We start from the raw sequence: 17,795 nt of genomic DNA on the forward strand, positions 1-17,795 counted from the left end.
AATCTCATCACTTTTCCAGCCGGGCCAGCAGGGATGACGTATCCCAGCGATTGCCGCCAAGCTTTTGCACATCGCCGTAGAACTGATCGACCAGGGCTGTAAGCGGCAAGGTGGCGCCATTGGTCTTGGCTTCGTTCAGCACGATGCCGAGATCCTTGCGCATCCAGTCGACGGCAAAGCCGAAATCATATTTGCCGACGGCCATGGTCTTGTGGCGGTTTTCCATCTGCCAGGAACCGGCAGCGCCTTTGGAAATCACCTCTATGACCTTTTCGATATCGAGACCGGCCCGCTTGCCGAAATGCACGCCTTCCGCCAAGCCCTGAACGATACCGGCAATGCAGATCTGGTTGATCATCTTGGTTAACTGGCCAGAACCCGCTGGCCCCATCAGGCCAATCATCCGCGCATAGGCTTCGATTACCGGGCGGGCCTGTTCGAACACCGGCTCGTCTCCACCGCACATCACCGTCAGCACACCATTTTCCGCTCCAGCCTGACCGCCGGACACCGGCGCATCGATGAACCCAAAGCCGTTGGCTTTTGCAGCCTCATAAAGTTCCCGGGCCACATCCGCTGAGGCCGTGGTGTTGTCGATCAATATCGCACCGGGTTTCATGCCCACGAAAACACCATCGGTGCCAATGGTGACGGCACGCAGGTCATCGTCATTACCAACGCAGGTGAAGACGAAATCGGCATCCTTCGCCGCCTCTGCCGGCGTCAGGCCAAGCGCCCCGCCATGCTGGGCTACCCAGCTTTCGGCCTTAGCCGTGGTGCGGTTATAGACTGTCACATCATGGCCGCCCTTCGCTTTCAGGTGTCCGGCCATGGGATAACCCATGACGCCCAATCCGATGAATGCCACCTTGGCCATGTCTTAAGTCTCCTTTGCTTATTGCGTGCCGCCAGAGGTATCGCAGCCCGCAACGCAGGAAAAGTTATTTTTGGGTCAAGCTGCCTTGATGGGGATGGTGCCGGCTCAATGTTTCAATTCGTGGGCAAGCTGTTGAAGCGACCCGATGACGCTGGCCGCCATGCCTGGCGCACTGATATTATGTTCGCCATCCTCGACGATAATCAACCGACTGCCAAGCCATGCAAGGTGCAGGTCATAGGCGGTCTTGAGCGGGCTGCCAAAATCGAGGCGGCCATGAATCAATATGGCAGGAAGACCCTCTAATAGTTTGATACGCCGAAGGATTTCTCCATCGGCCAGCCAGGCGCGATGCGACCAGTAGTGGGTGACGAGCCGGGAAAAGCACAGCCGAAATCGGGCGTCCGACCACCTGACATGTGGGACATAGCCCGGCTTTACGGAGAGAGTGGCAGATTCCCATGCGCACCAGGCACTTGCGGCCTTGTCATGAATCTGTTTGTCAGGATTGATCAGCAGCCTGTGATAGGCGGTAGTGAGATCGCCATCTCGCTGATCTCTTGGAAGATGGTCGAGAAAGCGCGCATGGTCTGCGGGAAAAAATTGTCCGACGCCGCGCGTGATCCATTCGATTTCGGCAGCACTTGTCGTGACGACCATGGTGAGCAGCAGGCCGAGAACCTGCTCCCGGTGCGCTTGGGCATAGGCGAGCGCCAGCGTCGACCCCCATGACCCGCCCATGACCAGCCAGTGCTCAATGCCGAGATGGAGGCGCAGCGCTTCGATATCCTCAAGCAGATGCGGCAGCGTGTTCGTGCTGAGATCAACCACAGGGTCGCCCGCAAAGGGGAGACTGCGGCCGCAATGGCGCTGGTCGAATTGGACGATGTGATAGTGCACGGGGTCGAAGAACCTGCGCGTGGTTTCAGAGAGCCCGGAGCCGGGGCCGCCATGCAGAACGAGGGCCGGGATACCCTTACGGTTGCCGCTGCATTCGAAATAGATCCGGTGGCCGTCCGTGACCGGCAGGTGACCGGTTCGGTAGGGCGGCAAGGGCGGATGAAGCTCTGGTCCTGTCATCTCGCCCTCGCGGCTTTTAGGTCAGTTCAAGGTTTTCAATTGCGCGATCACCAGATGGCCGGGCGAAGGCTCACCATCTTGCATCCGCACATTGATATCGGTGACTTCGATGACCTCGAAGCCGGTGGCGGCCAACCGCTCGCGGATATAGGTCTGCGCATGGACGAAGCGCTGATGCGGGCCGACCTTGTAGGGCACATCCTCGCCCATCGTTTCCGAAGAGAAGATGAAATAGCCGCCCAGCATCAGATTTTCGGATACGCCGAAAAACAGCGGCTCGAGCGCGCCAAGATAGGGCAGGACATCGGTGGCGGTGATCAGGTCGAACAGGTCCTCGTCATTGTCCTCAAGGAAATCCTCGACTTCGGCAACGTAAAGCGTGTCGTAAAGGTCTTTCTCATGAGCGATCTCGACCATGTTTTCCGAAAGGTCGATGCCGGTGATATCGTCTACCATGTCACGCAGGGTGCCGCCGGTCAGCCCGGTGCCGCAGCCGAGATCCAGCAGGCGCTTGAACGGGCCGAGCTTCAATTCCTGCAAGCGCTGGCGCACGATGACCGGCACGGCGTAACCGAGCTGATCAACGAGAATATCTTCGAAATCCTCGGCATGCTGGTCAAACAGCGTTTCCACATAGGCATCGGAGGCACGCGGCGGCGTTTCACCACGGCCAAGCGAGGCAAGACGCACGGCAGCCCCGCCATGGTCTTCCGGGTCGATTTCCAGAACCTCATGATAGGCTTTTACCGCAGCGTCGATATCGCCAGCCTTTTCAAGCGCCAAGGCCCGGTTATAAGCCTCGGACAGCTTCTCTTCATCGATTTTCGCCATTGCGTCGCCCTCACATCACGCCGCCGCGCACCGGACCGGCGCATCAGGCTCTGGCGTAGATTTCAATCCAACCGCATGATCTCGGCCCGGCATTGAAAGTCAATGGCAAGGCTTATGAACAGGCGATTGGCGTGAGGGTCTACCGGCTCATGGCGCGTTTGGCAACATCGCCAGTCTGCTATCAATCAGCCTGTTTCAATGCAGGATGAATTCACCTTTCAGCGCCCGCCATTCGTTGGCGGCAATCAGTTTGCGATGCACATAGCGCACCGAATGCAGCGGCCCGTCCAGCTTTTCCTGCCAGAATTTCAGAAAGCCGCGCATTTCCGGAAAATCCGGGGCCAGATCGTAATTCTGCCAGATGAAGGTTTGCAGCAGGTTTTGGTGATCGGGCATGCGGTATAAAATTTGCGCTGTGGTCATGCCATAGCCTTTCAGCATCATTTCCATATCGGAAGTCATGCCAGATTTAGGTGTGTCGTCATTCCTGATGTCAGTGTTCATGGCAACCTCGTTTCGTTCCCATTCTGATCCCGGCGGCACAGGGGCGACCTGTCCGTCGCGCATCGGTTCGTCCGATAGGAAGATGGTTCCATGCGAGGCTTAATCGAGGCTTAACAAAACTGTCATAAATGACATTCTAAGATAAAAATCATATAGTTAGCAGCATGTTGCCTTGAGTGCTGCCAGGTTTTGTCAGCGCTTGAGATGGCGCGTCAATCGTCTTTCGATGGCGGCCCAGCCATGGCGCAGGATCTCGACAATTGCGAGGTAGAAGATCGCCGCCCAGAGATAGGTCTGGTAGTCGAAGGTGCGCGAAAAGGCGTAGCGGGTCTCGCCCATCATATCGAGAACGGTGATGATCGACAGAATGGCCGAACCCTTGACCATCAGGATAATTTCATTGCCGTAAGGCCGGAGCGCGACGATCAGCGCCTGCGGCAGGATGACTTTCCAGAAGGTGACGGTGCGCGGCAAACCCAGCGAAGCAGCACCTTCATGCTGGCCGCGTCCAACGCTGCGGATCGCGCCCCGCAGGATCTCTGCCTGATAGGCGGCCGTGTTCAGCGACAGTGCCAGCAACCCGCAATACCAGGCATCGCGGAAGAACCACCAGAGACCGACAGCCTCGAATTCCGTCCGGAACCCACCCAGGCCGTAATAGACCAGAAACACCTGCGCCAGCAGCGGCGTACCGCGAAAGACATAGACATAGGCATAGGTCACGGCCTTGGCCAGAGGGTTGTTCGACATCCGGCCAAAGGCGATTGGGATAGAGAGGACTGCGCCTGCGGCAATCGAGATGACGACGATGCTGAGCGTCGTCCCAAGGCCAGAGAGAAAACGCGGACCGTATTTGACGAATTTGTCTTGGTCCCAGTTGCCGATCATCATCGCCAGCAGGCCAAGGCCGAGCAAAGCCCAGACCAGCAGCAAGGAACCGCCCAATACCCTGCCGGGGGTGACTCGATGCTCATGTCTTGGCGGAGCAGGGCGCGGCGGAATCAGTTCAAGACTGTGGCTCATCGGTTCGCCCCCGACTGTTTCGTCCAGTTTTCGATATAGCCGACGGCGATGGAGGAGAGGATTGCCAGCACCAGATAAAGCGCACAGGCAATCGTATAAAACAGGAAGGCTTCCTTGGTGACGCGGGCGGCAATACCTGTCTGGCGGATAATGTCGGAAAGGCCGATAACAGACACCAGCGCGGTATCCTTCAAAAGGTTCATCCACAGATTGACGATGCCGGGCAGGGCAATGCGGATCAATTGCGGCACGATCACCAGCAGCATTGTCTTGGTGCGCGACAGGCCGATGGCAAAGCCTGCTTCATACTGGCCGGAGGGAATGGCCCGGAAGGCCGATTGTAGCACCTCGGCGCAATAGGACGAAAACACCAGAGCCAGCGCGATCATTCCGGCGAAAAAGGCGTTGATTTCAATCCGTTCCTCAAACCCCATGGAGGCGAGGACGGCCTGAATCAGGATTTGCGAGCCATAATAGACAATGAATAGCGTCAGGAGTTCAGGAAGGCCGCGAAAGATTGTCGTATAGATTGCGGCTGCCTGGCGCAGCATGCGTTCGCTGCTTTGGGTGGCAAGAGCAATCAGGAAGCCGATTATCAATCCGAAGGGCAGGGTTGCCGCAGCCAACGTGACGGTGACCTTGAAGCCGAAACCGATTTCATCGCCCCAGCCCGCGTCGCCGCAGGCCAGAAGTGTCCCTGATGCAAACCAGGTGAAGATCCCGGCGCTGCCGCAAAAGGGATCGAAAATCTGCGAAACGAGCGCCCAAAGGGCGTCGAGCGCGGAAGCGAGTCCGCCCATTTAGCCAATTCCCCTTACGGTCTTTGCCGCTTGTTTTTGCTTTGTCTGTTGTGCGTGATCCGGGTAGACCCGGATCACGCCGTCTTAAACCGATTTATTTGTCGCCGTAAACGTCAAAATCGAAATATTTGGCATTGATCTTCTGGTAGGTGCCATTGGCGCGAATGGCGGCAATGGCCTTGGTGAAGCGGTCGGCCAGAGCGGTCTCGCCCTTGCGTACAGCAATGCCTGCACCCTCGCCGTTGATCACAGGATCGATCGGCAGTGGTGTCAGGATCTTGCAGCAGGCGCCCGCATCGCTTTTCACCCACTGCGTCAGCACCACGACGTCGTCGATGACTGCATCGATGCGGCCGTTGGTGATGTCCAGCTTGTATTCGTCGGCTGTGGGGTAAAGCTTCAGCTGCGAACCGGCCATGTGCTTTTCAGCATAGTTGGCATGGGAGGTGGAGCTTTGCGCGCCGATGGTCTTGCCCTTCAGGTCTTCGACGCTTTTGGCTGGCGAATCCTTCGGCAAGGCGATGGCTGGAGGAGTGTTGTAATATTTCTTGGAGAAATCCACCTTTTCCAGACGCTCTGGCGTGATCGACATCGACGCGACGATGGCGTCGAATTTCTTCGCCTGCAAGGCCGGGATGATACCGTCCCAATCATTGGTCTTGAAGGTGCAGGTCACCTTCATTTCTTCGCAAAGCGCCTTGGCGATATCGATGTCGAAGCCTGTCAGCGAACCATCGGCTTCCAGGCTATTGAAAGGCGGGTAGGCGCCTTCCGTGCCGATAACGAGCTTTTCTTCAGCCATGGCGCCACCGGCAAACAATGACAGGGCAGTAAGGGAGGCGGCGGCCAGAAAACGGGTCGAGATACGCATGAGATCCTCTCTGTTGGTTGCCAGGAGGGTATGGGAAGGTCCCCCTGGCGCAGGCGCCGGCAATTTCTTTGAATTTTCGCCGGAACGTTTCGCCAGTTTTTCCGTTTTTGCGGAAATTGCAACTGCTAATGCTTGTCAGCCCCCGCCTCATGCTGTGAACATGTCATTCACCCTTCGTTCATTCCAACCCAGCCATCTTCCTGCCTAGAATCCGGCGTGTAAAAGCACGTCGTTAAAGAATAAAATTCAAGAACAACGAGGCAAAATGCTTCAACTGCGAGGAAAACCCATGGCAGTACAATCCAGGATAACGGCATCGGTGCTGATTGCACTTGCAAATCTCGTTGCCGCACCATCCTTTGCCGCTTCTTATACTTCCGACAATCTCGCACCAAGCCAGGATATTGCCGGGCGGATGCGCGCTATGTCGGCTGGCACGACACTTGACGGTCACGGCATCGTGCTGATGGCCCAGGCCGAGCCGCCGCCGGAAGAATTGCCGAAACAAAAAAAGAAGGGGCCGCCGGAAGAGGGCAAGCCTGGCGAGGAGCGTCCGCCGGAGGCAGCAAAGCCGCCCAGGGAAGAGAAGCGACCGGAAGCGCCACCAGCCCGTAATGAGGCCGCCCCGCCTGCCCGGGAAGAAGCACCTGCTCAACAGACCAGGCCAAAGCCTCCCGCCGGAATGGAGGCCCCTTCCGCCGAGCCGCCACCGCCGAAAAAACATGAAAAGCCGATGGAGCCGGCAGTAGAGCCACAAAAGGCTGCACCGCCGCCGAAAATGGCCGAGCCTCCAGCTGAACCGCAAGAAAAACCGGTGAAGCCGAAGAAGAGTGAAGCTCAGTCGCCTATGCCTCCCGCCGGTGAGCCGAAAGGCGCACAGACACCGCCCGTCGGTGATCGTAGCATCGTACCTCAGCCTGGTACGCCGCAGCCCGGTACGCCCAAGGGCGAAGCGCAGCCCGTGAAACCGGAAGACCAGAGACCGGCTGGCAAAAAGCCTGTTGCGAACCCTGCTGCTCAAAATCCGGCTGAACAAGATCCGGCTGGAAAAACCCCGGAAGGTCAGAAGCGTCCAAATCCGCAAGCGGACGGTCAGGCACCTGTAGGCCAACCGCAAAAGCCGCAAGCTCCGCGGCCAGCCGAACCGGAACCGCAAGCCAAGCCCGAATCCAAAACGGCGCCAGAACCTCAGGTAAAGCCGGCTGCGCCTAACGCCCCCGCAGAGCCCCCGGCTGGCAACCCATCAGGTAAGCCCCCTGCACCTCCAGTGGCCGAACCGCCGCTGCCGGGTGGGCCGAAGCCGCCTGTCGAGGCGCCGGGTGCACCGAAGGCGCCGCAGCCACCCGTTCAGCCTGGTGCGCCTGCCGCGCCACGCGCCGATGCTCCCATGCCACCACCGCCCGGTCCCGGTAATGACGAAGCGGGCAAGCCTCGCCCGGCCCTGTTGCCGCCGATGAACGCCACGCAGTCTCGCGAGCAGGGCGGTCTTCCCGGTCAGGGAGGAAAAGGCGGAGCTCCTGGTCAGGGAGGTCAAGCTGGACAAAACGGCCAGCCGGGTCAGCCCGGTCGTCCGGGCGCGCCGGGCGATGCCGTGAGCGATCAGCAATTGCGCCCGCAATTGCCGCCGCAGGAACAAGCGCCATTTTCGCCGAAGGAATTGCAGAGGTTGCGGGCTTTGGCCGACAAGCCGTCGCAGACCGATGAAACCATCATCCTGCCAGTGGATCGCGGTGCGCCCGTGCTCGATAGCGACAAGGATAATAATTGGCGTCGCGGCATGTCCGAAGACCAGTTGCGCCGTCTGCGTCAGCAGGCCGGTGATCAGGATCGTTATGCCATTCCCGAAAGTGATGCCCAGGCTCAGCAGGACTATTACGGCAACCGTCCGCGCCCCGATATCCGCATCGAATCCATCGATCAATATCAGGGTCGCCGTCTGCGCGATCAGCCGCAATTTGTCTATCCTGACGATGTCCGCGTCGAGCGCAGCTTTGACGATGACCGCGAGGTGATGGATTACGGTGGCCAGATCGTCATCCGTAGCGACGATAACCGCCGCTTTGCCCAATATGGCCGCCCGCCGGTCTATGAGCAGGTGGATCATCAGCGTGTCCGCATCACCGTCTTCAAAGAAAACGGCGATCGGATCGTCAGCCTTCGCAATCGTTATGGCCAGTTGATCCAGCGGTCGCGCATCGATGCCAGTGGCCAGGAATATGTGCTGTTCTATTCGCCGGAACTCTATAGTGCCGACGACGACCGGCGCGTTGCCTACCGCGATCCGGGTGCTGACCTGGCGCCTATGCGCCTGCGTGTGCCACTCAATGACTATATTATCGATGTCGGCAGTTCGCCCGACCGCGATTATTACAAGTTCATAGAGCAGCCGCCGGTAGAACCCGTCGAGCGTGTCTATACGATTGACGAGGTTCGCAATTCCGCCCGTATCCGTGACAAGATGCGCCGGATCGACCTCGATACCGTGACGTTTGCCACGGGAAGCGCCGATATTTCCATGAACCAGGCTGGTACATTGAAAAAGGTCGCAGATGCCATTGTGCGGGTGTTGAAGGACGATCCGGGCGAAACCTTCCTGATCGAGGGCCATACCGATGCCGTCGGATCGGCTGAGTCGAACCTGGTGCTGTCGGACCGCAGAGCCGAATCGGTCGCCAATGTCCTTACCCAGGTTTACGGCATTCCGCCGGAAAACATGATCACACAGGGTTATGGCGAGCAGTTCCTCAAGGTTATGACCTATGGGCCAGAACAGCAGAACCGGCGTGTCACCGTCCGCCGTGTCACGCCGCTGGTGCGGCCCGTGCAGGCGGCGCGCTGATAACACTCGGATCTCAACCATGCCGCCGGAGCGATCCGGCGGCATTTTTATTTGCTAAGACCGGTCGCTGAGGCGATGAAATCGGCAATTGCCGTTGTGTCATCGAGATCGAAGACCGGCAGGTCTGTGTCGGTGATCTGATGGTCGGCGGCAATGGCGACGATATGCGGATCATCAGGGGCAAGCGGTGCGCCGTTCCTTGCGTCCAGACGCCGCGCCTCGATTTTCGGGATTGCCTCGCGTTTATAGCCTTCGATCAGCACCAGATCGCAGGGCGATAGCCGAGACAAAATGTCATCGAGGCCTGGTTCGGGGCTTCCCCGCAATTCATGCATGATGGCAAAGCGCGTGCCGGAGACGATAGCGACTTCCGCCGCACCGGCCTGACGGTGCCGGTAGCTGTCTGCACCGGGCTTGTCGATATCGAAATCATGATGGGCGTGTTTGATCGTGGAAATCCTGAAGCCGCGCTTTGTGAGTTCGGCAACCAACCGCTCGGTTAGCCCTGTCTTGCCCGAATTCTTCCAGCCGGAAATGCCGAATACCCTGTGAGGAACGCGATCATTTGATGTCATGGAGCAGGGCCTTGAGATGGATTTCCGCCCGGGCCAGATCATCCGGGCTGTTGACGTTGAAAAATGGATCAAGCGGGCCGTGCGTGGTTTCAAGGGCCTGAAACTCGACCTCTACACGCACATGATCCTCAATGAAGAGCATGAGTTTGCGATTGTCGGGCGCACTCAGCCAATGCTCGATTGCCTCTTTCAACGCGACCGGCCAGAGACCGACGACAGGGTGAACGCGTCCGAGTGAACGCGCCAGCACAACGGTTTTTTCATCCGCTGTCACAGACAGTAGACGCTGCGCCAGATCTGCGGGGAGGAAGGGCGTGTCAGTGGGAGAGATAAGCACATGGCTGGATGACGAGACCTGCCGGGCAAATTCCATGGCGCTGGCAATGCCCGCCAACGGCCCGGCATAATCGGTGATCGAATCGCCGATTCGGGGCAAGTGGGTGACGAGGGTGGTGTCGTTGCTGTTGACGGCGAGGTTGCCGACCTGTGGTGACAGCCGGTTGGCCACATGGTCCAGCAGGGTACGGCCTGCCAGCATGGTGGTTGCCTTATCCGCGCCCATGCGGCGCGACCGTCCACCAGCCAGAATGACGCCGGGAAGGTCGATTGGTGTTGCCGTGGGTCCCATGGCGCAACTCTTGCTTCAAACCGCCAGCGCGCTGGCATCGCGGATTTTCCGCAGCCGTTCACGGTGGAACGTATAAAGACCCGATCCGACCACAACGGCCATGCCCAGCAGCATCCAGGGGTCCGGCCATTCATGAAACACCAGAATGCCAAGGCCGATGGCCCATAGCAGGCCCGAATAGCGGAAGGGCGCGATGAAAGAAATGTCGGCGGTGCGCATGGCGAGAATGATGCATTGATAGCCAATGAACATCAAGATGGCGGCACAGATCAGTACCCCGAACGACGGGAGAGAGAGCGGCTGCCAGCCACCCTGGAACGGGATGAGCGCCGCCCCCGCCAGCGCGTTGCCGGCAGCGGTCATCAGGGTGATGACGATGGATGGCGTGGCCCTGTCGATCCGTGTGGTCACCAGATCGCGGGTGGCGGCGAAAAACACGCTGCCCAGCACGTAGAGCGCCGACAGGGTAAAGCCTTCCGGACCGGGCCGGATGATGATCATCACCCCGATAAAGCCAGCGATAATGGCAAGCCAGCGTCGCCAGCCGACCGGCTCGCGCAGAAACACCGCAGCACCAAGCGTGACGGCCAGCGGTAGCGATTGTAGGATGGAGGCGGCATTGGCGAGCGGGATGGCAGACAGTGCCGTGAGATAGGTGATCGAGGCCAGAATCTCACACAGCACGCGGGTCATGATCAGCGGATTGCCGAGCAGTTTGGGTGAAATCACGGCGCGGGCCTGACGGGCAATGCCATAAACCAGAAGCGTGGTCAGCGCGCCGCGCACCAGCATGATCTGCCCAACGCTCATCACCTCGGTCAGCGATTTCGACAGGGCGTCGTTGATGGTGAAGCCAGCCATGGCCGCAGCCATGAACATAGCGCCCTTCATATTTCGGGTCAGCACCATCAAGTAAAAGCTTTCCAAACAGTCCACCCGGCCACTTTGCCCGGAGTTAGATGCGGTGTTCTATCCAGAAAACCAATAGATGCAAAGGTTTGAAAATGCCTGTTAACCGCCGGTGACGCTCATGTGGCGCGATACGGCAGGGCGACGGGTGGTGCGGTCGATGATGAAATCATGGCCCTTGGGTTTGCGCAGGATCGCCTCATCAATGGCCGCAGACAGCAGTGCGTCATCCTCGCTGGACCGCAAGGCGGTCCGAAGATCGGCTGCATCGTTCTGACCGAGACACATATAGAGTGTGCCGGTGCAGGTCAGGCGAACGCGGTTGCAGCTCTCGCAGAAATTATGGGTGAGGGGAGTGATCAGACCCAGCCTGCCACCGGTTTCCTCGACACGGAGATAGCGGGCCGGGCCGCCAGTCTGATAGTTGAGATCCTGGAGGGTGAAATGCTCTGCCAACCCTTGCCGAACCTCGGAAAGCGGCAAATAGCGATCGGTGCGGTCTTCGTCGATCTCACCCATTGGCATGGTTTCGATCAACGTCAGGTCCATGCCCCGGCCATGGGCAAAGCGCATCAGATCCGGAAGTTCGTCCTCATTGAAACCTTTCAGAGCGACCGCATTGATCTTGATGTGAATGCCAGCCGCCTGCGCCGCATCGATGCCCTTCATGACCTGCGCCAAGTCTCCCCAGCGGGTGATGGTGCGGAATTTCTGCGCGTCCAGCGTATCCAGCGAGACATTGATGCGGCGCACGCCCGCGTCGGCCAGTTCGGCTGCGTGGCGCGCGAGTTGCGAGCCATTGGTGGTCAGCGTCAGTTCCTCGAGCGCGCCGCTTTGCAAGTGGCGTGACAGGCTGCGGACCAGGAACATGATGTTCTTGCGCACCAGCGGTTCGCCACCGGTCAGGCGCAGCTTGCGCACGCCCTTGGCGATGAAGGCACTACAGAGCCGGTCCAGTTCCTCCAGTGTCAGCAGGTCCTTTTTCGGCAAAAAGGTCATGTTTTCCGCCATGCAATAGGTGCAGCGGAAATCGCAGCGGTCCGTCACCGATATCCGCAGATAAGTGACGGCCCGACCGAAGGGATCGACCATTTTGTCTGGCATCTGCGCTGGCTGTAGACCGGTATGGGCCTGCAAGGTTTGATTTTCCTGCAAGTTTGGCGCCGGCTGGTGCAGGCGGGGGGCATAATCCAAGCGAACCTCCATGATTGCTCACTAATCTGGTGCGCGCATTGCGATCCGTCAAGCAAGGCAACAGGCTGGACGACTGGAATAAGTTGGATCGGACTAAATCGGGTGATACAGCATCAGACCGAAAAGTGCGAAGCGGTTTCGTCATATTGCTTTGCGAGAGCTATTTTAAAACAATGCAGGGAGAATGTGGTGAGCGAAGTTTGGCCGAAGGAAATCAGGGTGTCACCGGATCGGCGGCTTTTGACGCTGGTGTTTGATAATGGGGAAAGCGTCAGTGTGGCGGCGGAAATGCTCCGGGTGCTTTCACCGTCCGCGGAGGTACAAGGCCATGGGCCGGGCCAGAAGATCACCGTGCCCGGCAAGCGCAATGTGACGATTGCCAAGCTTATTCCGACCGGCAATTATGCGGTGCGGATCGGTTTTGACGACGGCCATGATACCGGCATCTTTACCTGGGCCTATCTGCGCGAGCTTGGGCAAACCGGTGAGACGAAGTTTGGGGAGTATCTGCGCGACATGGAGGCAAAGGGCCTGTCGCGCGATAAGCTTTAGGCGCTTTTATACCAGGTCTCACCCCTTGTAGATGAGCCAGCCCTTGGCGAAATCCTTGCGCATGCCGGGCTCAAACGGCCTGCTGCAATTGCGCCCGGCATTCTTCGCGCAGTAAAGGGCGATATCGCTGCGGCTGTAGAGTTCGCCTGGGTCCTGGCAATTGGCGGCCAGGGCAAAACCGATGGAGACTGTGACTGGACCGTAATTGACACCGGTGCGGGAATTGCGAAACAGGGTGTTTTCCAGATTGGTGCGGATGCGTTCGCACAGCCCGAACACTTCGGTATCCGGCATGCCCTCGACGATGATGGCGAATTCCTCGCCACCCGCCCGTGCCACGAAGGCATCACGCGGTGCATTGGCGCGGATGACGCCAGCAACGGTCGCCAGGATCTTGTCGCCGACCGGATGGCCGAATGTATCGTTGATCTTCTTGAAATGGTCGATGTCGATCAGCATGAGCGACGTTGTCGTCAGTGTCGAGGGATAGTTGAACAGACCGGCCATCCGCTCATCGAAGGCGCGGCGATTGGCAAGCCGGGTTAACGAATCGGTATTGGCGATCCGCTTGTATTCGTCCAGTTCGCGCCGTACGGCATCCATTTCAACGGATTTCTGGGTAAAGCTTTCTGCGGTCTTTTCGCCATGGGCCAGCGTATCGTCTGTTGCCCGCGTCAAGAGTGCGATGGCATTGCGCAGCAGATCGACACTGCCGCTGCTCTTGGCATTGATGCGTGAGCAGGTCTCATCCAGCAGCTTGTTATAGGTCTCCAGCGAGCTTTGCTCCTGCTTCATCAGCCGCAGCAGATTATCCAGTTCCGACACCAGCCTTGAATGGGCATTTTCGATAATGCGGTTGGAATTGTGGCCGAAAAATTCCTCGGCAATCCGGTCGAGGTCATCCTGGGTGGCGCGGCTTCCAAGAGCGGTGACCCTGCGGGTCAGAACCGGGTTGGACCCGATATAGGCCTCATAGAACAGCTCGTAATTTCTTGGCAGCGGCGAAATGCCCATAGAGCGCATCGCAAAGGAAATTTGCGTTGCGATATCGAGCCCCTGCGATCGCGCCAATGTTGCGGTGTTCATCCTGCTAGCCCCATCCGATAATCCCCACTCAGGATTAGGACTGAATGGTGAGCAAATATTTAAAGCAATAAGTAAAGAACGCCGGTAATTGTAAAATTGTTATTTATTCTATGAAAATCCACAGTAAACTATCATCGTCCACGTGCAAAGCCAAATTGTTGCCTTTGCACGTGGACTAAACGATCAGAGGTTGAATTCCTGGAAGAAATCGTTGCCCTTGTCATCAGTGACGATGAAGGCCGGGAAGTTTTCGACCTCGATCTTCCAGACGGCTTCCATGCCGAGTTCCGGATATTCCAGCACTTCAACATGGCGGATACAGTCCTGGGCAAGTCGGGCGGCTGGTCCACCGATGGAGCCGAGATAGAAGCCGCCATGGGTCTTGCAGGCTTCGCGCACGGCGCGTGAGCGATTGCCCTTGGCCAGCATGACCATCGAGCCGCCAAACGACTGGAACTGGTCCACATAGCTATCCATACGGCCTGCCGTGGTTGGCCCGAAGGAACCGGAGGCAAAGCCTTCCGGCGTCTTGGCGGGGCCGGCATAATAGACCGGGTGGTTTTTCATGTAATCCGGCATGCCTTCGCCGTTTTCGAGCCGTTCGCGGATCTTGGAATGGGCCAGATCGCGGGCGACGATGATCGTGCCGGTCAGCGACAGCCGGGTCTTGACGGGATGCTTCGTCAGTTCGGCCAGGATGGCGCTCATTGGCTGATTAAGGTCGATGCTGACCGTGGAGGAGGAGAGGGCGGCCTCGTCGATGTCGGGCATGTATTTCGACGGATCGGTTTCCAACTGTTCGATAAAGATCCCGTCGCGGGTAATCTTGCCCATCGCCTGGCGGTCGGCGGAACAGGAGACACCGAGGCCAATCGGCAGCGAGGCGCCATGACGCGGCAGGCGGATGACCCGCACGTCATGACAGAAATATTTGCCGCCGAACTGGGCGCCGACGCCGAGCGATTGCGTCAGCTTGTGAATTTCCTGTTCCATCTCGATGTCGCGGAAAGCATGGCCGCTTTCGGAGCCTTCGGTGGGTAGGCCATCGAGGTAACGGGCCGAAGCGAGCTTCACCGTTTTCAGGTTCATTTCTGCCGAAAGCCCACCGATGACGATTGCCAGATGATAGGGGGGACAGGCTGCCGTGCCGAGCGACAGGATCTTGTCCTTCAGGAAATCGATCATCCGGTCATGGGTCAGCAGCGAAGGTGTGCCCTGATACAAGAAGGTCTTGTTGGCAGAACCGCCGCCCTTGGCCATGAACAGGAATTTATAGGCATCCTCGCCCTCTTCGTAGAGGTCGATCTGGGCGGGCAGGTTGGTCTTGGTGTTCTTTTCCTCGAACATCTTCAAGGGTGCCAGCTGCGAATAGCGCAGATTACGCTTTTCATAGGCATCGCGCACGCCATGGGCCAAAGCCTCATAATCGCCGCCATCCGTCCAGACCCGGCGGCCCTTCTTGCCCATGACGATGGCGGTGCCGGTATCCTGGCACATCGGCAGCACACCACCGGCGGCGATATTGGCGTTTTTCAACAGGTCATAGGCCACGAAACGGTCATTGTCGGTGGCTTCCGGGTCCTTGAGAATGGAGGCCAATTGCTTCAGGTGGCCGGGGCGCAGCAGGTGGTTGATGTCGGACAGCGCGGTTTCGGCCAGAAGCCGCAGGCCTTCCGGATCAACGGTCAGGATTTCCTGGCCCTTGAAGGTTTCGACCGAGACGTAATCGGCGGTCAGTTTGCGGTAGGGAGTGGTGTCTTCGCCAAAGGGAAAGAGATCGTCAGCCATCGAAAGAGCCTTTTTGCCAAACGGATTTTCGGCATTTGGTCTAGTTCGGCGACAAGCGCTTTGCAAATGATTCTAAAGTGGACAGTGCGATGCAACATTTAACGTGAGAAAATAGATTTTCTATTCGTTTATTATGCTGTTATCGCGGGCGCGCGAACGCGGCTCGGCGATAGGCTTGTGAGGTTAAATGGATCAGCGGCTTCTCGACCAAATTACCGGCGTCTTGAATGATGGTGCGTTGAATTACAACGTGTTCTTGAGGCTTTTCGAGATGCCTTTGGATGAGCTGCTCGAAAAACAACTTATTATAAAAGCGTTGTTGGGTCCTAAGGCAACGCTCGACGACATCAAGAAAATTGACAAAGCGTTGGTGTGGCCCATCCTGAAGGAACATTTGTTCTTCAGGGGTGATGAGGCTTCCGGTCCTGACGCGCTTGTATTGAAATCGCAACATCTGGTCGCCCTTATGGATGAACTGGAAAGTCAGGTCCGTGATCTGATCGATGCAACACAGACAATTGACTTGTTTCAGTTGCAGGATGGCCACCCGGCATATCCAGTATTCTGGGATTTTGCATTTCTGTTTTTATCGGCGTCGAACGCATCAATCCTGATCGGTTCAAGCTCTGACTAATGCTGTCGGTTCGATAGCAACGGTAACATTGAGCTTACGGCTTAACCTGGGTCTATCCCGGAAATAGAGTGCCCTCAGGCGTTAAAATCTGAGGGCACCTACGGATTTAATTAGATTCAAAGGAGGCGGTGACGGATCACTTCGGCCCGATCATCAGTTCCGGACGGACATACTGATCAAACTCCTCATTGGTCAAATAGCCTCCGCCGACGGTTTCCTCGCGCAAAGTCGTGCCGTTCTTGTGAGCGGTTTTGGCGATCTTGGCGCAGGCGTCGTAGCCGAGCTTGCTGTTGAGCGCCGTCACCAGCATCAGTGAGTTTTCGACGCCCTTCCTGATATTGTCCTCGCGGGCCTCAATGCCGACGACGCAATTGTCGGTGAAGGAGACGGCGGCGTCGCCGAGCAGTTGCACCGATTGCAGGAAATTATAGGCCATCATCGGATTATAGACATTCAGCTCGAAATGGCCCTGGCTGCCTGCAAAGGTCAGGGCGGCATTGTTGCCGAAGATATGGGCGCAGACCTGGGTCATGGCTTCTGACTGGGTTGGATTGACCTTGCCGGGCATGATGGAGGAGCCGGGTTCGTTTTCTGGCAGGGCCAGTTCGCCCAGACCCGCGCGTGGGCCGGAGCCGAGGAAGCGGATGTCGTTGGCGATTTTGAAGCAGGCCGCCGCCGCCGCATTGATCGCTCCATGCGCAAACACCATGGCGTCATGGGCGGCCAGCGCCTCGAATTTGTTGGGTGCGGTGACAAAGGGCAGGCCGGTGATCGCGGCAATTTCTTCGGCGACCTTTTCGGCAAAGCCGATGGGGGCGTTCAGCCCGGTGCCGACAGCGGTGCCGCCTTGCGCCAGCTCATAAAGGCCGGGAAGCGTCAGCTCGATCCGCTTGATGGAGGAGGCGACCTGTGCGGCGTAGCCGGAAAACTCCTGTCCGAGTGTCAGCGGCGTCGCGTCCTGGGTATGGGTGCGGCCAATCTTGATGATGTGTTCAAAAGCCTTGGCCTTGGCGTCCAGTGCCGCATGCAGATGCTTCAAGCCAGGGATGAGATGATGCACGACATATTCGGCCGAGGCGATATGCATGGCGGTCGGATAGGTGTCGTTGGACGACTGGCTCATATTGACGTGGTCGTTGGGGTGAACAGGCTTTTTCGAACCCATCACTCCGCCCAGCATTTCAATCGCCCGGTTGGAGATCACTTCATTGGCGTTCATGTTGGATTGCGTGCCGGAGCCGGTCTGCCACACCACCAGTGGGAAATGATCGTTGAGCTTGCCGTCGATCACCTCCTGTGCCGCCTTGATGATTGCTTCACCGAGAGTCGAGTCCAGCCCGCCAAGCGCCATATTGGCGCGGGCCGCCGCCTGCTTGACGATGCCCAGCGCCCGCACCACCGGCAGGGGCTGCTTTTCCCAGCCGATCTTGAAATTGCCCAGGGAGCGCTGCGCCTGCGCGCCCCAATATCGATCGCTGGCAACCTCGATAGGGCCAAATGTATCAGTTTCGGTACGGGTTGCAGTCATGATGTGTCTCCAACTGAAGGGTCTGAATACGCAATCGCTCGGTTGACCGGCTCGATGACGGTCGCCGTAAAACATG

General features: G+C 58.0%; 17 protein-coding genes. 3 read left to right on the forward strand and 14 right to left on the reverse strand.

Annotation, left to right across the window (positions count from 1 at the left end; all coding sequences use genetic code 11):
- Positions 1-7 precede the first annotated feature (7 nt).
- The 7 genes from ASB66_RS12560 to ASB66_RS12590 form a co-directional block, all read right to left on the reverse strand.
- Positions 8-877 (reverse strand): NAD(P)-dependent oxidoreductase, encoded by an 870-nt coding sequence (locus tag ASB66_RS12560; protein ID WP_060715626.1) that lies wholly within the window; start codon positions 875-877, stop codon positions 8-10.
- Positions 878-982: 105 nt separating this feature from the next.
- A complete protein-coding gene (gene pip, locus ASB66_RS12565) occupies positions 983-1,957 on the reverse strand; it encodes a prolyl aminopeptidase (RefSeq protein WP_060715625.1) in 975 nt (324 codons plus the stop codon).
- 21 nt (positions 1,958-1,978) lie between these two features.
- Positions 1,979-2,788 (reverse strand): class I SAM-dependent methyltransferase, encoded by an 810-nt coding sequence (locus ASB66_RS12570; RefSeq protein WP_060715624.1) that lies wholly within the window; start codon positions 2,786-2,788, stop codon positions 1,979-1,981.
- A 195-nt stretch (positions 2,789-2,983) separates the two neighbouring features.
- On the reverse strand, positions 2,984-3,250 hold the full coding sequence (locus tag ASB66_RS12575) for an usg protein (protein ID WP_041696536.1): 267 nt from the start codon (positions 3,248-3,250) through the stop codon (positions 2,984-2,986).
- Between the two features lie 234 nt (positions 3,251-3,484).
- Positions 3,485-4,315 carry an ABC transporter permease gene (locus tag ASB66_RS12580; protein WP_060715623.1) on the reverse strand — a complete coding sequence of 277 codons (831 nt, stop codon included), beginning with the start codon at positions 4,313-4,315 and terminating at the stop codon, positions 3,485-3,487.
- Positions 4,312-5,115, reverse strand: a complete 804-nt coding sequence (locus ASB66_RS12585; RefSeq protein ID WP_060715622.1) for an ABC transporter permease — start codon at positions 5,113-5,115, stop codon at positions 4,312-4,314. Before ASB66_RS12585 ends, ASB66_RS12580 begins: the two co-directional genes overlap by 4 nt.
- Positions 5,116-5,209: 94 nt before the next feature.
- A complete protein-coding gene (locus ASB66_RS12590; RefSeq protein WP_060715621.1) occupies positions 5,210-5,986 on the reverse strand; it encodes an ABC transporter substrate-binding protein in 777 nt (258 codons plus the stop codon).
- Positions 5,987-6,275: 289 nt separating this feature from the next.
- Here ASB66_RS12590 and ASB66_RS12595 point away from each other — a divergent pair, with 289 nt between their 5' ends.
- The gene (locus tag ASB66_RS12595; RefSeq protein WP_114386582.1) at positions 6,276-8,825 is read left to right on the forward strand and encodes an OmpA family protein; all 2,550 of its coding nucleotides are present in this window, start codon (positions 6,276-6,278) and stop codon (positions 8,823-8,825) included.
- 47 nt (positions 8,826-8,872) lie between these two features.
- Here ASB66_RS12595 and mobB read toward each other — a convergent pair whose 3' ends face one another.
- The 4 genes from mobB to moaA form a co-directional block, all read right to left on the reverse strand.
- Positions 8,873-9,400, reverse strand: a complete 528-nt coding sequence (gene mobB, locus ASB66_RS12600; RefSeq protein WP_060715619.1) for a molybdopterin-guanine dinucleotide biosynthesis protein B — start codon at positions 9,398-9,400, stop codon at positions 8,873-8,875.
- Positions 9,387-10,028, reverse strand: coding sequence for a molybdenum cofactor guanylyltransferase MobA (mobA, locus tag ASB66_RS12605; RefSeq protein WP_060715618.1), 642 nt, complete (start codon positions 10,026-10,028; stop codon positions 9,387-9,389). Before mobA ends, mobB begins: the two co-directional genes overlap by 14 nt.
- A gap of 15 nt (positions 10,029-10,043) precedes the next feature.
- A complete protein-coding gene (locus ASB66_RS12610) occupies positions 10,044-10,937 on the reverse strand; it encodes a DMT family transporter (RefSeq protein ID WP_060715617.1) in 894 nt (297 codons plus the stop codon).
- A gap of 102 nt (positions 10,938-11,039) precedes the next feature.
- Positions 11,040-12,041, reverse strand: coding sequence for a GTP 3',8-cyclase MoaA (gene moaA / locus ASB66_RS12615; protein ID WP_060715996.1), 1,002 nt, complete (start codon positions 12,039-12,041; stop codon positions 11,040-11,042).
- A 276-nt stretch (positions 12,042-12,317) separates the two neighbouring features.
- Here moaA and ASB66_RS12620 point away from each other — a divergent pair, with 276 nt between their 5' ends.
- Positions 12,318-12,683 carry a gamma-butyrobetaine hydroxylase family protein gene (locus ASB66_RS12620; protein ID WP_060715616.1) on the forward strand — a complete coding sequence of 122 codons (366 nt, stop codon included), beginning with the start codon at positions 12,318-12,320 and terminating at the stop codon, positions 12,681-12,683.
- Positions 12,684-12,701: 18 nt separating this feature from the next.
- Here the strand turns inward: ASB66_RS12620 and ASB66_RS12625 are convergent, their stop codons facing one another.
- On the reverse strand, positions 12,702-13,769 hold the full coding sequence (locus ASB66_RS12625; protein ID WP_060715615.1) for a GGDEF domain-containing protein: 1,068 nt from the start codon (positions 13,767-13,769) through the stop codon (positions 12,702-12,704).
- Positions 13,770-13,952: 183 nt separating this feature from the next.
- Positions 13,953-15,557, reverse strand: a complete 1,605-nt coding sequence (locus ASB66_RS12630; RefSeq protein ID WP_060715614.1) for a fumarate hydratase — start codon at positions 15,555-15,557, stop codon at positions 13,953-13,955.
- A 187-nt stretch (positions 15,558-15,744) separates the two neighbouring features.
- Here ASB66_RS12630 and ASB66_RS12635 point away from each other — a divergent pair, with 187 nt between their 5' ends.
- The gene (locus ASB66_RS12635) at positions 15,745-16,191 is read left to right on the forward strand and encodes a hypothetical protein (protein WP_060715613.1); all 447 of its coding nucleotides are present in this window, start codon (positions 15,745-15,747) and stop codon (positions 16,189-16,191) included.
- A gap of 136 nt (positions 16,192-16,327) precedes the next feature.
- Here ASB66_RS12635 and fumC read toward each other — a convergent pair whose 3' ends face one another.
- Positions 16,328-17,719, reverse strand: coding sequence for a class II fumarate hydratase (gene fumC / locus ASB66_RS12640; protein WP_060715612.1), 1,392 nt, complete (start codon positions 17,717-17,719; stop codon positions 16,328-16,330).
- Between the last annotated feature and the right edge of the window lie 76 nt (positions 17,720-17,795).

Source organism: Gillisella vitis (assembly GCF_001541345.2).
Lineage (GTDB): Bacteria > Pseudomonadota > Alphaproteobacteria > Rhizobiales > Rhizobiaceae > Allorhizobium > Allorhizobium vitis.

Excerpts from the sequence above, each read along its gene's own strand:
- ASB66_RS12560 (WP_060715626.1), bottom strand. The coding sequence starts at position 877 with ATGGCCAAGGTGGCATTCATCGGATTGGGCGTCATGGGTTATCCCATG.
- pip (WP_060715625.1), bottom strand. The coding sequence starts at position 1,957 with ATGACAGGACCAGAGCTTCATCCGCCCTTGCCGCCCTACCGAACCGGT.
- ASB66_RS12570 (WP_060715624.1), bottom strand. The coding sequence starts at position 2,788 with ATGGCGAAAATCGATGAAGAGAAGCTGTCCGAGGCTTATAACCGGGCC.
- ASB66_RS12575 (WP_041696536.1), bottom strand. The coding sequence starts at position 3,250 with ATGACTTCCGATATGGAAATGATGCTGAAAGGCTATGGCATGACCACA.
- ASB66_RS12580 (WP_060715623.1), bottom strand. The coding sequence starts at position 4,315 with ATGAGCCACAGTCTTGAACTGATTCCGCCGCGCCCTGCTCCGCCAAGA.
- ASB66_RS12585 (WP_060715622.1), bottom strand. The coding sequence starts at position 5,115 with ATGGGCGGACTCGCTTCCGCGCTCGACGCCCTTTGGGCGCTCGTTTCG.
- ASB66_RS12590 (WP_060715621.1), bottom strand. The coding sequence starts at position 5,986 with ATGCGTATCTCGACCCGTTTTCTGGCCGCCGCCTCCCTTACTGCCCTG.
- ASB66_RS12595 (WP_114386582.1), top strand. The coding sequence starts at position 6,276 with ATGGCAGTACAATCCAGGATAACGGCATCGGTGCTGATTGCACTTGCA.
- mobB (WP_060715619.1), bottom strand. The coding sequence starts at position 9,400 with ATGACATCAAATGATCGCGTTCCTCACAGGGTATTCGGCATTTCCGGC.
- mobA (WP_060715618.1), bottom strand. The coding sequence starts at position 10,028 with ATGGGACCCACGGCAACACCAATCGACCTTCCCGGCGTCATTCTGGCT.
- ASB66_RS12610 (WP_060715617.1), bottom strand. The coding sequence starts at position 10,937 with ATGGTGCTGACCCGAAATATGAAGGGCGCTATGTTCATGGCTGCGGCC.
- moaA (WP_060715996.1), bottom strand. The coding sequence starts at position 12,041 with ATGCCAGACAAAATGGTCGATCCCTTCGGTCGGGCCGTCACTTATCTG.
- ASB66_RS12625 (WP_060715615.1), bottom strand. The coding sequence starts at position 13,769 with ATGAACACCGCAACATTGGCGCGATCGCAGGGGCTCGATATCGCAACG.
- ASB66_RS12630 (WP_060715614.1), bottom strand. The coding sequence starts at position 15,557 with ATGGCTGACGATCTCTTTCCCTTTGGCGAAGACACCACTCCCTACCGC.
- ASB66_RS12635 (WP_060715613.1), top strand. The coding sequence starts at position 15,745 with ATGGATCAGCGGCTTCTCGACCAAATTACCGGCGTCTTGAATGATGGT.
- fumC (WP_060715612.1), bottom strand. The coding sequence starts at position 17,719 with ATGACTGCAACCCGTACCGAAACTGATACATTTGGCCCTATCGAGGTT.